Source organism: Amycolatopsis pretoriensis, assembly GCF_900107925.1.
Taxonomy (GTDB): Bacteria; Actinomycetota; Actinomycetes; order Mycobacteriales; family Pseudonocardiaceae; genus Amycolatopsis; species Amycolatopsis pretoriensis.
Genome location: NZ_FNUJ01000001.1, coordinates 110,100 through 124,748 on the forward strand (window position 1 = coordinate 110,100; position 14,649 = coordinate 124,748).

A 14,649-nucleotide genomic window follows, 5' to 3' on the forward strand; every position below is an offset into this window, starting at 1 on the left:
GGGTGTGCGATGACCGCGCCCGCGGGCACGAAGCCCGAGCTCGCCGACCCGGACCGCTACGCGCCCGGGTTCGAGGTGGTGATCGACGGCCTGCAGGCCGATCCGACGACCCGCAACGACATCCTCGACATCAAGGTGCACCGCGACCTCGACGAGATGTCCGGCTTCGACCTGGAGCTGAACAACTGGGACGACGTCACCTTGAAGTTCAAGCACAGCGACTCCGAACAGCTGCGCATCGGCACGCGCGTGTCCGTCCGGCTCGGCTACGCCGACCAGCTGCTGACCGTCGGCACCGGAACGATCAGCTCGCTCGCGCCCAAGTTCCCGGACGCCGCGTCGCCGACCGTGTCGATCACCTGCGTGGACGGGATGCTCGCGCTCAAGGACCGCAAGCCCACCAAGGAAGAGGACAAGAACTTCGTCGGCAAGACCGACTGGGAGATCGCCGAGCAGATCGCCCGGCGCAACAAGCTGGCGGTCAAGACGACCCACGAGGGTCCGCGCCACGACCTCGTGGTGCAGAAGAACCAGTCCGACGCGCAGTTCCTGATGGAACGGGCGAAGCGGATCGACTTCGACTGCTACATCCTGCCGGACCCGAAGACGGGCGAGCAGACGCTCTACTTCGTCAAGCCCACCGACGGCCGCGACAGCGCGCCGATCCGGGTGTTCCGCCTCGCCTACAGCCCCGGCCTGGCGACCGGGCCGAGCGGGCAGCCGGCCGGGCTGGTGCCGAACCTGCTCGACTTCACCCCGACGATGACCGTGTCCAACCAGGTCAGCAAGCTCACCGTGCACGGCTGGGACCCGGTGAAGGCCGAGCCGATCGAGTACGTCGCCACCGCGAAGGACCTGCCCGGCGGGCAGGACCAGAGCGACGGGCAGAGCGGGCCGGAGGCGGCCGACAGCGCGGCGGGCGGCCGGCAGGAGGTCGTCGTCGACGCGCCGGTGCTCAGCCAGGAAGAGGCCAAGGAGCTGGCCATCGCGCTGCTGCGGGAGCGGGCGTACGAGTTCATCACCGCGACCGGCCGGGTGGCCGGGCTGCCGGAGCTGCGGCCGGGGGACAACCTGGAGATCTTCGGCCTGGGCAAGCGGTTCTCCGGCACCTACTTCGTCAAGCGCGTCGAGCACGCCCTCAACTCCAGCGGCTTCTTCACCACGTTCACCGGCCGGAAGATCTTCCAGGGGGAAAAGAAATGACGGCGATGCCCCGGGCCATGGCCACCGACCAGCGCTTCTACGGCGTCGCGCCGGCGGAGGTCGTGGCGAACGACGGCGACGACGAGGGCCGGGTCCGCGTCAAGTACTACTGGCTGGACGGCGGCGCGTCGATCAGCCCGTGGATCCGGGTCAGCCAGCTGTACGCGGGCGCGGGCTACGGCTCGGTGTTCGTGCCCGAGGTCGGCGACGAGGTGCTCGTCGCGTTCTTCCAGGGCGACATGCGCCAGCCGTACGTGCTCGGCGGGCTCTACAACGGCAAGAAGAAGCCGCCGGTCGCGCACAAGGACGGCGTCGACCGGAAGATCATCCGCACCAAAGCCGGGCACCGGATCCTCTTCGACGACCACGAGAAGGAGATCACCATCAGCACCGCGTCCGGCGCGACGGTGGTGCTCAAGGACAGCGGCGAGATCACCCTCGAGGCGAAAACGGTGACCGTCAAGGCGTCCGACATCGACCTCGGCGGCGGCTCGACCGAACCCGTCGTGCTCGGCAACGCGCTGCTGCAGGCGTTCGTCCAGCACACCCACCCGGCGCCGGGCGGGGCCACCGGGCCCGCGTCGCCGCTGCCGCCGTCCGTGCTGGCGAAGAAGGTGAAGGCGACGTGACCGAACCCTTCCTCGGCACCGGCTGGCGGTTCCCGATCCTGCCCGACGAGGCCGGCCGGCTCGCCTACGCCGTCGGCGAGACGAGCATCGAGCACTGCCTGCGCGCGCTCCTGCTCACCGCGACCGGCGAGCGCGTGATGCGGCCGGACCTCGGCACCACCGTGAGCGAGTCGGTGTTCGCGGCCGGCAGCGTGCAGAACCTGCGCGAACTGGAGCGGTCGGTCGCCGACGCGGTGCGCGACTTCGAACCGCGCGTCGAGCTCTCGAGCGTGCTGGCCGAAGCCGACCCGGCCGACGAATCGCACGTCACGATCTCGGTCGAGTACCGGGTCCGGCGCACCAACACCAAGGCCAACCTCGTGTTCCCGTTCTACCTCGGGATGACGGGAACCACGCCATGACGCTGCCCGTGCCGAAGCTCGACGACCTCACGTGGGCCGACCTGATGGCGGCCGTCACCCGCCGCATCCCGGCGGAGTCGGACGGCTTGTGGACGCTGCACGCGCCCGTCGACCCCGGCGTCACGCTGCTCGAACTGTTCGCCTACTTGCTGGAGCAGCGGCTCTACTGGCTGGACCAGGTGCCCGACGAGCTGATCGTCGCGATCCTGAAGCTCCTGGGCCTGGAGCCGCCGCGGCCCGCGCAGCCGGCGTCGACGGTGCTGGCGCTGACGCCCGAGTCCGACCTCCCGGCCGAGGTGCCCGCGGGCACCGTCTTCGCCCGGGACGCGGCCGCGGCCATCCGCTTCAGCCTCGACGACGACGTCACGGCGTTCCCGCTCGACGGTCAGGTCACGGTCTTCACCGACCGGGACCGCACCGCGGACCTCGCCGCCCGGCGCGGGGTTCCGCTGTTGGCGAGCGACGGTTCCGCCGCGTCGGCCCGGTTCACCCTGCCGCTGACCGGCGTGCACGACGGATCCGGCTGGCTGTCGGTGCTGTTCGAGCTGGACTCGCCGGTGCCGCCGTCCTGGTCGCCGCTCGCGGCTGACGCCGAGCCGCCCGCCGAGCTGACCTGGTCGTGGTTCCGCCCGAGCGGGGACGCCGCCGGCGGGTTCGACGAGGTCGAGGACGGCACCGGCGGGCTGCGGCGATCCGGCGTGGTGCGCCTGCGGCTGCCGAATTCGTGGTCCACCGTGCACCGGGGACTGGTCGTGTCGACTCCGGCGGCCACTTACGCGTCGCCGCCGCTGCTGCTGCGGCTGGCGGTCAACGTCTCGGCGGCCCGTCACCTCGAACACCGCACGGCCACCGGCTTCACGGACCAGACCGATGCCTGGCTGAAGCTGCCCGGGCAGCGTCTCGTGCTGCCCGACGCGGCCGGCCAGCTGCTCACCGCGGCGCTGGAACTGGCGGGCGAGGACTGGACGGCGGTCCCGGACTTCACGTTCGGCACGTCCCGCGACCGGATCTTCCTGCTGGACCGGGACGACGGCGCGCTCGTGTTCGGCGACGGGCTCACCGGCCGCGTCCCGCGCCCGGACGGCGAGGGGGTCGTCGAGTACACGATCGGTGGCGGCCGCGACGGCAATGGCGGCATCACCGACAACTGGCTGCCCGTCACGGCGGAGGCCGCGGTGCGCGCGGCGAACCTCGTCCAGGCCGACGGCGGCGCGGACCAGGAGACCCTGGACCAGGCCCGCGACCGGGCCGCGGGCGCGCTCGGCGAGGTGACCAGGGCGGTCACCGCCGAGGACTTCGTCACCCTCGCCGTGACGACGCCGGGGGTGGCGGTCGGCCGGGCGTATGCCGCGCTCGGCGAGCACCCGGGTTTCCCGTGCGTTGCGGTGCCCGGTGCGGTGACTGTCCACATCGTCCCGTCGGTGCCTTTCGGGGTGGCCGCACCGGAACCGGACCCGGGGATGCTGTGCGCGGTCGCGAAGCGGCTGGCTTCGGCGCGGTTGCTGACGGCCGAGGTGTTCGTGCGCGCTCCGGCTTACCGCGATGTGCGGTTGCGCGTCGACCTGTCCTGGACTCCGGCCGACCGGGTGCGGGTGTCCACAGTGGTCGGTGCCGCGCTGCGGCGGTTCCTCGATCCGCTGGTCGGTGGGGACGAGGGGACGGGCTGGCCGTTCGGCGAAGCTCTGCGGCCTTCGGCGTTGCTCCGGGCGGCCCAGCAGGCCCTCGGCGACCTGGCGGACGTGACGGCGGCGGCGATCGGCATCGACGGCGCGGACCCGGCGGAGACGTGCGACGACGTCGAGTTGCGTGCCGGGGAGCTGCCCGTGGTGCGTGAGGTGCGGACCCACGTGGTGCCCGCCGTGGAGCCGGGGGAGGGCTTGCTGTGACCGACGTCTGGTGGGCCCGTGACTCGGGCGAAGAAGCGCACCTGGTTCCCGGGCCCGGGCCGTCCGGGGTGCAGCCGGAGCTCGTCGACGCGACGCGGGAAGCGGTGCGGGCCGCCGTGCGCGACCGTATTCCCGGTTACACCCCGGACTGGACCAACCCCGACCGGCGGGATGCCGGCGTCGCGCTCGTCCGGCTCTTCGGCACCCAGGCCGAACCCGTGCTCGCCCGGGTCAACCGGCTGCCGGAGAAGATCCTCGCCGAGCACCTGGGCACCGCCGGCGTGCGCCGCCGCCCGGCCGCCGCGGCCGCCGCGCTGCTGGAGTTCACCGTGACCCCGCCGGACGGTGCCTCGGTGCTCGTGCCCGCCGGCTTCCAGGCCGCCGCGTCCGGCACCGACGGCGACATCGTCTTCGAGACCGGCCAGGACCTCTACGCCACTCCCGCCACGCTCGCCGTGCTCGCGGTGCAACGCGGCGGCGCGCTCGAACCGGTTCCGCTCGGGCCCAGCGGCCCCGGCCGCCCGTTCCCGCCGTTCGGCACCGAACCGCAGCCCGGCAACGCCCTCTGGCTCGGCCTCGACGGCACCGCGAGCCCGTTCCCGTCCCTGTCGCTGGGCTTCGTGATCGCGGCCGCGCCGCCGGCGCCCGCGGCCGCCGGCGGGCTCACCCCGCTGCCCGTCGCGCCCCAGCCGCTGCTGCGGTGGGACGTGCTGGACGGCGGCCGGTTCGTCCCCGCCGAAGTCGTCCGCGACGAAACCCGGGGCCTGCGCGCCAGCGGCACGATCGAGCTGCGGCTGCCGCGCACCTGGGCACCCGGGCAGCCGCCGACCGCGCGGCCCGGCCCGGCGTTGCGCTGGCTGCGGCTGCAGGTCACCAACGGCCTGATCACGGTCGCACCGCCGCTCGTGTCCGGGCTGCGGCTGAACACCGTCGCCGCCACCGCCGCGCGCACGATCTTCGACGAGGCCCTGGAACCGATCCAGGACCCGGCCACACCGTCGCAGCGGCGGCAGCTGCGGCTGAGCCAGGTTCCGGTCCTCGCCGGCAGCGTCGTGATCGAAGTCGACGACGACCCCGGCACTGATCTTTTCGGGACGGCCGAAGAGAACTCGTCGCGGTGGCAGGAGGTGCCGAGCCTCGCCGCGTACGGGCCGGACGACCGCGTGTTCGCCGTCGACTACGACACCGGGATCGTCACCTTCGGCGACGGCGTCAACGGCGCGCCCGTGCCGCCGGGTTTCCGCAACGTGCGGGCCGTGCGGTACCGGGTCGGCGGCGGCGCGGCGGGTGCCGTGGCGGCGGGGGCCGTCAACAGTGTCGTCACCGCGCGGCCGTTCGTGACCGGCGTGACCAACCCGTTCCCGGCCACCGGCGGCACCGACGCCGAGCCGGACGCCGATGTCGTGCGGCGAGGGGTGGGGGAGCTGCGGTCGCGCGGCCGCGCCGTCGCCCCCGCCGACTACGGCCTGCTGGCACTGCGCGCGCCCGGCGCGTCGATCGCCCGCGCGCACGGCGTGCCCGGCCTGCACCCGGACTTCGCCGGCACCCCGATCCCCGGGGTCGTCGGCGTGCTCGTGGTGCCGCCGATCGAGCCGGGCGCGACCGAGCCGCCCGTGCCGACCGCCGAAACGCTGCGCGCGGTGGCCGAGTACCTCACCCGTGAGGTCGCCCCCGCCGGCATCACGGTCGTCACCGGTCCGGTCGCGTTCCGGCGGATCGCGGTGGAGGCCCGGGTCGTGCTCGACGCGGACCAGGACCGGGCCGCCGTCCTCGCGCGGGCGGCCGACGCCGTGACCACGTACCTCGATCCCCTGCGCGGCGGGGAGGACGGCGGTGGCTGGCCGTTCGGCGGCGCGGTGCGGCACACCCCGCTCGTGCGCCGGCTGCTGGCGGTGGACGGCGTCCTGGCGGTGTCCGGGCTCTCGCTCACCGCCGACGGGCTGCGGCTGCCGCCGTGCGCCGACCACGCGATCCCGCCGGACGACCTGGTGTGGCCGGAGCGCCCGCTGCTGATCCCGGTGGAGGAGACGCCATGACGTGCACACCGACCACCGTCACGTTCCGGCTCCTCGACGACGTCGTCGGGTGGGACCAGGACGCCGTGGCCGACGTCGTCGGGTTCGACGACCCGGCCGGCGTCCGGCTCGCCCACGCCGGCTCGTCCCCGGCCGGGCCGACGCGCACGCAGCTGCTGCCGTGGTTCCCCGACCCGCGGCTCGCGCCCGGCTGCGGGCCGTGCGGCTGGTTCCTGCTGTCCGGCGAGCGGCTGCTGCGCCGCGACACGTGCGCCGGCGGCTGGCGGCCCGTCTGGGCCCCGTACTGCGACCCCCGGCTGCTGCGCGCGCCGACCGCGGTGGCCGTGCGCGGACACCGGATCGCCGTGGTCGACTCCGGCCGGGTTTTCGTGTGGCGCAACGAAGGCGACCATCTGACCGCGGTGATCGCCCTGCGGCACGCCACGGTCGTCGCGCTCGCGCAGGACGAGCAGCTGCTCGTGGCCGGCGCCCGGAGCGGCGAGATCCGGCGGTACGGCCCCGACGGACGGCTGGGCGAGGTCATCCGGCCGGACGTGTGCGGCGAGATCATCGGCGTCCGCACCGGACCGGGCCGCACGATCTGGCTGCTCACCGCGGACGGCGACCGGTTCAACGTCTACCGCGACGGTGTCGTGTCCTCTGTGGACGAGCTCGCCGCCGCACTGCCGCCCAGCTCGCTGAGCAGCGCGGACGAAGACGGCTTCTGCCTGCGGGAAAAGGGACCCGACGGCGACGTGACCTCCTGCTACGACTGGGCGGGCGAGCCGCGCGACGAACCGGTGGCGGCCTCGGGGGAGTTCGTGACCGAAGGCAAGTTCACCACTCACCGGATCGACAGCGGGATCTCACGCTGCCGCTGGCATCGGGTGCGGGTCGAGGCGGACGTGCCGGCGGGCACGGCGGTGTCCGTGGCGGTCGTCGTCTCGGAGGACGGCAAGTTCGCCGCGAGCGACTGGCAGACCGCGCCCGCCGGCGTCACCGACTTCCTCGTCGACCAGCCACCCGGCCGCTACCTCACGGCCCGGGTGGGGTTGTCCGGCGACTCGTCGGCGACGCCGGTGCTGCACCGGCTCCGGCTCGACTTCCCGCGCTCCACCAGCGCCGACCTGCTGCCCGTCGCGTTCCGGCAGGACCCGGCGGCGGACGACTTCACCGAGCGGTTCCTGTCGCTGTTCGACGCCACCACCGCCGAGATCGACCGGGTCGTCGAGCGCTACCCGGCGCTGCTCGACCCGGCGGGCGTGCCGGACGGGGCGCTGCCGTGGCTGGCCGGGCTGCTCGGCCTGTCGTTCGAGGCGGGCTGGGACGCGCCGACGCGCCGGAAGCTGATCCAGGCGGCGCCCGAGCTGTACCGCCGGCGCGGCACGCCCTGCGCCCTGAAGAAGGCGATCGAGATCGTCTTCGGCGTCGAACCCGTCATCGACGAGCTGGCCGGCGACCGCCACTGGGCGCAGGTGCGCGCGACCGCCACACCGTCGTCGGCCCGCGGCCTCGGCTCGGTGCGGCTGTTCGGCCGCTCGGCGGCGCGGCTGCGGCTGGGCACCTCGACGCTGGGCGGGGCGCCACTGCGGGCGTTCGGCGACCCGGACACCGACCCCCTCACGGAGCACGCCCACCGGTTCCGCGTCCTGCTGCCGGCCGGCGCGGCCGACGAGGACGCGGTGCGGCGCCTGGTCGTCCGGCAGGCGCCCGCGCACACGAGGGGATCGGTGCGCGCCGGCGGGACGGGGTTCGTGGTCGGCACGCGGTCGACGGTCGGGGTGGACACCGCGTTCGTCCCGCTGCCGCCGCCGGTGGTGGGCGGGGCGCGCCTGAACCACGACGGAGTACTGAGACCCGGGCCACGGGGTGCCCGCCACGGCGTGGGCGTCGGCGTGGTGTCCGCGGTCGGGGTCCACACGCGAGTGTCTTGAGAGGACAGAAGAGAGATGACCGAGGCAACGACACAGGAACAGCCCTTCCGCCGGCTGCGGTACTTCCACGGGCAGCTGCTGACCGCGCGCGACTTCCAGCGCGAGCAGGAGTACTTCCGCGAGAAGCTGAAGCTGCGGATGCGCTGCCTGCTCGGCTACGGCGTGGTGTGCGGGCTGCTCGTCGAACCCGCCCCGCCGGCCGACGACAAGGAGAAGCACGAACACCAGGCCCGGGTGCGCATCACCGCCGGGCTCGGCGTCGACTGCGACGGCAACGAGGTGGTGGTCCCGGGCGGCTGCGCGATCGACCTGTGGGACGCGCTGCACGAGGACGAGCGCACCGGCGGGACGACGGTGTGGGTCGGCGTCGAGTACACCGAGCGCGCGGTCGAGCCGACCCGGACCGTCTTCAACTCCGCCTGCTCGGACACCTCCGACTGCGACTTCGGCTACACCGAAGAGAGTTACTGCGTCCGGGTCACCACCAAGACGCCGCCGAAGGACGAGCGCTGCGAGACCTGCTGCACCCCGTGCGAGCACAAGGTCCTGTGGCTGGCCCGGATCGACGACGTCGACTTCGGCAAGCCCGTCGGCGAAGACCGGATCCACCTGAACGTCCGCCGCTTCTTCGGCCGGCACGTGCCGACCGTGATCACCGGGATCAACTGGCGCCACGGCCACACCTACACCGTGGACCAGGCCAAGGAGCTGCTGGGCACGCAGAAGAACGCGGGCGGGCTCGTCGTCGAGTTCTCCGACGACGTGCGCGTCGACAGCCTCCGCCGCGGCGTGGTGGAGATCCAGGTGATCGAAGGCGGCGCCGGCCGCAACGCCGACACCTGGTACATGGGCGGGCAGTTCGAGGAACCCACCGACAAGGACGGTGAGTTCACCCGGCGCTTCCGCTACCGCCAGACGACCCGCGAAACGCTGCAGGACGGCGACCGCGTGCTGGTCACGGTCCGCGCCGCGTTCCTGCTCGACCGCTGCTGCCGACCGGTGGACGGCACCAACGTCGGCGGCCGGGTGCCGTTCATCGGCCGGGTGCACGCCGACGCCGACGCGGAGACCGAAACCGGCCACGGCCACGACCCGAAGCCCGAGCCCGACCCGACCGGCTGCCTGGTGCCGCCGTCGGGCATCGGGCCGTGGACGTCGGGTACCGGCGCGGGCGGCGACGTCTTCGAGAGCTGGTTCTTCATCACCGAGGAGCGTTCATGAGCACCTCCGATTGCGGCTGCGGGTGCGGCGGCACATCGGCCTTCCCGGCCGCGTTCGTCCGGCCGCGGTTCTTCGCGGGCCAGCTGCTCACCGAAGACGACCTGTCCCTGCTGACCGACTACGTGGCCGGGAAGGACCGGCTGCACAACCGGATGCTGTCCGGCCCCGGTGTCGTGTGCGGGCTGGAGGTGTCCTGCGACTCGTGCGCGGGCGGCACGGTCCTCGTGCACCCCGGGCACGCGCTGGACTGCTGCGGCAACGACATCGTGTTGTCCTGCAAGGAGAAGGTCGACGTCCAGGCGCTCGTGCGGGAGCTGCGGGTGTCCTCGCCGGGAGTCGAGTGCGGTGACCCGTGCGACGACGGCTCGCGCCGCTTCGGGCTGTACGTGCGGTACGAGGAGAGCATGGCCGACCCGGTGACGCCGTTCGCCACCGAGGAGCCGTGCCCGTCGCCGGGGTGCGTGCCTTCGCGCGTCCAAGAGGGTTTCCGGTTCGTCGTCAAGTGCGACACGACCGACGACCACCGCTACAACCCCGGCACGCGGCTGCTGGAGCGGATCGGCCCGCTGGACAAGTACGAAGCGGTGCGCCTGCGTGCCCAGCGGCTCGGGCTGTACCTGGACGCGATGTCCCTGGCGAAGTCCGCTTCGACCCGGACGTTCGAGCTCGCCGCGGCCGACCGGGCCCGCTACCAGGAAGCCCTCGAATGGCTGAAGGGGAACACCGGAGCGGCCCTGGCCCCGCCGGTCGTCGCCGAGATGACCGAGCGCGTCCGCGCGGTGGCCGGCACGCTCGCCCGGTACGACACCTACGACGCCGAGGGGCAGCAAGGGCTGGACCCCGGCGACGTCGAGGACGCCCGGCGGGTGCTCGGCACCGCGTGCGACACGCTCGCCGGGACCGACGCGGAGAAGATGTGGCCCGAGCCGGTGCACCGTTCGATCGCGCTCGCCGTCGTGGCCGAAGCGCAGGCCCGCGTGGTCGAACCGGCCCACGACGCGCCGCTCGAGGTCCGCCTGCTGGCGCAGGGCACGCCGCTCGGCAACGTGCTGGAGGCCGAATTCCGGTCCGACCTGGTCCAGCTGCGGGAATGGCTGCTGGGGCGGCTCGACCGGGTGCCGGGGGTCGCGGACTGCACGCTGCGGGACCAGGTGCGGCAGGTGGCGGTGCCGCAGCCGCTGCCCACGCCCGAACCGGATCCCGCCCAGCGCCTGACGATCACCGGCCTGGACCAGCTCGTCGACGCCGCCGGCAAGCTCACGCGGCACCTTCAGCGGTTCGTCACCGACGCCGCCTGCTCGACGCTGAACCCGCCGTGCGGCGACTGCGCCGACAACGACGTGCTGCTCGCGCACCTGGAGCTGGCCGGCTGCGACGTCGTGCGCGTCTGCTCGGCGACGCGGGAGCAGGTCCTGCCCGGCGGGTCGGCGTACGGCGAGTGGCTGCCGAAGCTGTACCGGCTGCGGGAGCTGGCCGAGCGGGTGTGCTGCCAGCCGCCGCCGGTCTACCGCGAACCGACGCCCCCGGCCGACGGCCTGGTGCCCGCGGTGTACGTGGCGGGGCTGCTGGCCCGCTGGCCGCGCGACACCGACCTGGACCGGATGTGGAGCCTGCTGGTCCGGCCCGCGCCGGGGGAGACACCGCCGAAACCGATCCACGAGCAGGTCTACACCGTGCCGGACGAGGTGACCGACAGCCTGCAGGAGATGAACGCGCTGCGGGGGCAGGTGAGCGACCTCGTCGCGACCGTGGAGGCGTTGCGCGGGCAGCTGGACTCCGCGCGCGAACAGGTTTCGCGGGTGCGGGAGGAACTGCCGGACCGGCTGTCCGACCGGCTCTCGGAGCTCGAAAACGCGCCGGACTCCGAAGCCGCTTCCGAAGCCGCTTCGGAAGAGGACGAGGAGAAGCCGAAGCCGCCGCCGCGGCGCACCCGGTCGACGTCGAGCCGCAGCGGCGGTTCGGCCCGCAAGCCGCGGTCGGGTGAGTCGTCGTGACCGGTCCACTGCGCCCGGAGTTCCGCGAGGGCCAGGTGCTCGCCGCCGCGGACCTGGCGGCGACGGTCGCCTACGCCCGCGCGACGGCGGTCCGGCACGCCCGCCTGGCGCACGACTGGGGCATCGCCGACGGGCTCGCCCTGACCACCGAGAGCCGGACCGACCCGGCGACGGGCGCCCGGTACGTCGAGGTGAGCGTGCAGGCCGGGCTGGCGGTCGACGGGACCGGCCGCGAACTCGTGGTGCCGGCGCCGGTCGTGCTGTCGGAGGCGGACTTCGCGGCCGTCAACGGCGCCGACCGGGCGACGACCGAGCCGTACCCGGTGTTCCTCACCGCCGCCGACCGGGGCCGGCCCGCCACCGGGCCCGCGTCGTGCGCCGGCTCCTCGGGGCCGACACGCGTGGAGGAGTCCTTCCAGGTCCTCTTCCGGCGGCTCGGCGACGAACGGCTGGTGGCCGACCAGCAGCCGCCCGCGGTGAACGCCGCGCCCGCCGCCCCGCCCGTGCAGTGGCTGGTGCTGCTGGGGTTCGTCCAGTGGACCGCCGGGCACTTCACCGCGGCCTTCCCGACGGCCCGGGGTGTCGGGCCGCGGTACCTGGGCGTGCGCGCGGACACCGTGTCGGCCCGGTCCGGCTCACTCGCGCTGCGGACCCGCCCGGCGGTCCAGGAGGGGAAGCCGGCGCTGGTGCTGTCCGACGCGGACGCGCCGACGCTGGTCTACGGGCTGTACAAGGGAACCGGCGTCGTCGACCCGCTGCTGACGGTGGAGTCCAACGGCAACCTCACCATCGCGGGGAGCTTCTCCGGCCGGATCTCCGCGGGCAGCGTGCTGGCGACGTCCGGCAGCGCGACCGACGGCGTGGTGCTGCCGCTGCCGGCCGGGGTGACGCCCGAGGAGGTCGCCGACGGCCGGGTGTCGCTGCACGTCCACGTGACCCCGCGGATCCCGTCGACGGCGACGGGTTCGGCGCTGACCAGCCCGGCCGAGGCCACTGTGGACGGTGACCGGCGGGTGCGGTGCCGGATCCGGGTGTACGACCCCACGGCGGCCCCGGCGCAGGTCTTCGAACAGCCGGGTGTGGTCGACTTCCTGGTCCTGGCAACGGTCGCGGCGACGGGTGGGGGTGGCTGACCATGAGCCTCTTCGTGGTGTACGTGAAGAAGACCGGCCACGTCGTCGGCGCGGTCCGGGCGATCGGTGCCGCGGTGCCGACCGTGGCCGAGGTGGCCGGCGCCGAGCTGCCGGTGCGCGTCTCCCTCCTCCCGGAGGAGGTTGCGACGCTGCACCTCGACACTGGTGAGCTGGCCGTCCAGGAGGCCGACGACGAGCCGGGCGTGTTCCTCGACCCGCTCGCGTTCGGGGTCGAGCCCGTACCGGAAGGGCAACCGTCGAAGCCCGCGCTCGTGCCGCTGGTGGTGTCGAGCAAGCCGTTGGTGTTCAAGGACAATGGCCTGCGCGTCGAGGTCGACAACCCGGTCGGGACGGACACCGTCGTACGGGTGTTCATCTCCTATGGGCAGGCGACGACCGTGTTGCCCGGGCAGATCAACCAGGGTGACACCTTTACGACGCTCCCGACGGCCGTCGACGGCGACCCGCACGGCGTGCTGGTCCTGGTCCCCGGCTGGGCGGGCCGGCTGGAGAAGGTCGAGCAGCCGTGAGCGCGCCCACCACCGGCGAGATCACCGTGCGCCGCTGCGTGGTGCACGTGGTCCGGCGGGGTGGGTGGAGCTGGGGGCCCGATCCGCGTGGCCTCGTCCAGCGGGTGCTCGACGCGCTGCCGGAGCTGCTGGCCGCGGAGTTCGACGAGTACCTCACCGGTGAGGGGCCGGACCTGGAGATCACCGAGCCGGTGCGGCTGTCGGTCCGGCTGTCCGCGCCCGGGGGAGGGGGACTGGTGCCGGCCGGTCTCGTCGTCGAACCCGTCGCCGGTTCGCCGCGCGAGCCGATCCCGCCGCCGGTGCCGGTCACCGCGCCGCCGTCGGCCGAACCGTCTACTTTGGACCAGGATGCGCTCGTCGCCGACATCGCGGAGCCGACCGTGGCCGCGCTGTTCGAGGAACTCGCCGTCCGAGGCGAACTGGCGGCGTTGCTCGGACTGCTTCCCGAGGAGACCGTGCGGACGTACCTTTCGGCGCTGCTGGCCGCGACTCCCGGCGAACGTGCGGGTTCGTCCAATGCCGACACCGACGAACGTATCGGATCGGTCGTTGCCGGGGACTTCGCGGGACCCGTGGCCGAGCTGGCGGCGGAGCTGGCCCGGCGGCGGTCGCTGCCGTGGCCGCCGGCGACCCGCGCGGACCTCGCCCGGCTGCTGGAGCCGCCGCGCGGCGCGGACGCGACCCCGCCCGCCGCGGAAGGACCGGTCGAGACCGTGACCGGCTCGCCGCGACCGGCGGGTGAGGTGCGCGTCGGCTCGGTGCTGCCGTTCCTGCTGGCGGGCCCGCTGGCGCGGACCGGCTACCTGGACGCGATCGGCCCCGCACTGTCCGGAGTGGACTTGCTCGCCGAAGCGCCGCTGTTCGCCGCGGCCCTGGCGTACAAGGTGCTGGGCGCGCCGCAGCGGGGCTGGCGACGGGCGCCCGGCGACGACGTCGTGGCGGCGGCGTTCGCCGGGCTGGAATCGGTGCCGGATCTCACCACGTTCGCCCGCCGGGTGGCTCCGGCGCTGCCGGTGCTGGACGGTGTGCTGGCGCTGTCGCTGTGCCGCGGCCACTCTCCGGCCGGCCCGCTGCTGGTCGCGGGCGTGGACGACGGCCTGCTGCTCATCGACGGCGAAGGCCTGTTCCCGGTGGCCTGGGCGTCCACAGTGGAGGGGCTGCTGCCGCACTGGGAAGCGTGCGGCCGGCCGCCGGTGCTGGTCCGGGCCGGCCCGCTCCCGCCGACGTGCCTGCGCGACCTGGCCGCGGCGGGCGTCCGGTTCATCACGGACGCGCGCCCGGTGCGCGACGAACCGCTGACCCGGCTGCGGTGGCGCACTCCACTGTGGACGACCGGCGGCGTGGAACCCCGCCTGGCGGCGGACTTCCCGGGTGAGCGCGTCGACGAACTGGTGCGCACGGTGTTCGTCGAGCACCGGGCCGTACCGCTGGCCGCGGACCGGGCGCTGGACCGCGGTGTCGCGCTGGCGGCGTCGCTGGCGCTGGGCATGGTCGCCGGGCAGCTGTGGGGCGGCGACACCCCGGTCCTGGCCCTGACGCGGTTCGCCGACCTGGAGGCCACCGTCCGGTTCACCCGTGACGCGGTGCGGGTGAAGATCCCGCTGGGGCGCCGCCACACGGACCTGTGGCGGGGCGGCGCCCTGACCGACGTGCCGAACGTGGTCTGGCTCGGCGGCCGGACCCTGACCTTCTCCGGTGGCTGA

The 14,649-nt window shown here is 74.0% G+C and carries 11 protein-coding genes; all 11 read left to right on the plus strand.

Annotated features, from left to right (window positions below):
- The first annotated feature begins 9 nt into the window (after nt 1-9).
- Genes BLV96_RS00545 through BLV96_RS00595 form a run of 11 tightly spaced genes read left to right on the plus strand, consistent with a single transcriptional unit; the run spans nt 10 to nt 14,649 of the window.
- Entirely contained in the window at nt 10-1,203 is a 1,194-nt protein-coding gene (locus tag BLV96_RS00545; protein ID WP_086676442.1) for a phage late control D family protein, read from the plus strand.
- Entirely contained in the window at nt 1,200-1,832 is a 633-nt protein-coding gene (locus BLV96_RS00550; protein ID WP_086676440.1) for a phage baseplate assembly protein V, read from the plus strand. Before BLV96_RS00545 ends, BLV96_RS00550 begins: the two co-directional genes overlap by 4 nt.
- On the plus strand, nt 1,829-2,233 hold the full coding sequence (locus BLV96_RS00555; protein ID WP_086676438.1) for a GPW/gp25 family protein: 405 nt from the start codon (nt 1,829-1,831) through the stop codon (nt 2,231-2,233). The genes BLV96_RS00550 and BLV96_RS00555 overlap by 4 nt, the downstream gene beginning before the upstream one ends.
- A complete protein-coding gene (locus BLV96_RS00560; RefSeq protein WP_086676437.1) occupies nt 2,230-4,119 on the plus strand; it encodes a baseplate J/gp47 family protein in 1,890 nt (629 codons plus the stop codon). The genes BLV96_RS00555 and BLV96_RS00560 overlap by 4 nt, the downstream gene beginning before the upstream one ends.
- Nucleotides 4,116-6,155: a putative baseplate assembly protein gene (locus tag BLV96_RS00565; RefSeq protein ID WP_086676435.1), complete on the plus strand. Its 2,040-nt coding sequence runs from the start codon at nt 4,116-4,118 to the stop codon at nt 6,153-6,155. The genes BLV96_RS00560 and BLV96_RS00565 overlap by 4 nt, the downstream gene beginning before the upstream one ends.
- Nucleotides 6,152-8,068, plus strand: coding sequence for a phage tail protein (locus BLV96_RS00570; RefSeq protein WP_086676434.1), 1,917 nt, complete (start codon nt 6,152-6,154; stop codon nt 8,066-8,068). Before BLV96_RS00565 ends, BLV96_RS00570 begins: the two co-directional genes overlap by 4 nt.
- Before the next feature lie 15 nt (nt 8,069-8,083).
- Nucleotides 8,084-9,289: a hypothetical protein gene (locus BLV96_RS00575; RefSeq protein ID WP_086676432.1), complete on the plus strand. Its 1,206-nt coding sequence runs from the start codon at nt 8,084-8,086 to the stop codon at nt 9,287-9,289.
- On the plus strand, nt 9,286-11,283 hold the full coding sequence (locus BLV96_RS00580; protein ID WP_086676431.1) for a hypothetical protein: 1,998 nt from the start codon (nt 9,286-9,288) through the stop codon (nt 11,281-11,283). Before BLV96_RS00575 ends, BLV96_RS00580 begins: the two co-directional genes overlap by 4 nt.
- Nucleotides 11,280-12,416, plus strand: coding sequence for a hypothetical protein (locus BLV96_RS00585; protein WP_086676429.1), 1,137 nt, complete (start codon nt 11,280-11,282; stop codon nt 12,414-12,416). Before BLV96_RS00580 ends, BLV96_RS00585 begins: the two co-directional genes overlap by 4 nt.
- Nucleotides 12,417-12,418: 2 nt before the next feature.
- Nucleotides 12,419-12,946 carry a hypothetical protein gene (locus tag BLV96_RS00590; protein WP_086676427.1) on the plus strand — a complete coding sequence of 176 codons (528 nt, stop codon included), beginning with the start codon at nt 12,419-12,421 and terminating at the stop codon, nt 12,944-12,946.
- Nucleotides 12,943-14,649, plus strand: coding sequence for a hypothetical protein (locus tag BLV96_RS00595; RefSeq protein WP_086676425.1), 1,707 nt, complete (start codon nt 12,943-12,945; stop codon nt 14,647-14,649). Before BLV96_RS00590 ends, BLV96_RS00595 begins: the two co-directional genes overlap by 4 nt.

Coding starts and splice junctions, on each gene's coding strand:
- BLV96_RS00545 (WP_086676442.1), top strand. CDS start 10: ATGACCGCGCCCGCGGGCACGAAGCCCGAGCTCGCCGACCCGGACCGC.
- BLV96_RS00550 (WP_086676440.1), top strand. CDS start 1,200: ATGACGGCGATGCCCCGGGCCATGGCCACCGACCAGCGCTTCTACGGC.
- BLV96_RS00560 (WP_086676437.1), top strand. CDS start 2,230: ATGACGCTGCCCGTGCCGAAGCTCGACGACCTCACGTGGGCCGACCTG.
- BLV96_RS00570 (WP_086676434.1), top strand. CDS start 6,152: ATGACGTGCACACCGACCACCGTCACGTTCCGGCTCCTCGACGACGTC.
- BLV96_RS00575 (WP_086676432.1), top strand. CDS start 8,084: ATGACCGAGGCAACGACACAGGAACAGCCCTTCCGCCGGCTGCGGTAC.
- BLV96_RS00580 (WP_086676431.1), top strand. CDS start 9,286: ATGAGCACCTCCGATTGCGGCTGCGGGTGCGGCGGCACATCGGCCTTC.
- BLV96_RS00590 (WP_086676427.1), top strand. CDS start 12,419: ATGAGCCTCTTCGTGGTGTACGTGAAGAAGACCGGCCACGTCGTCGGC.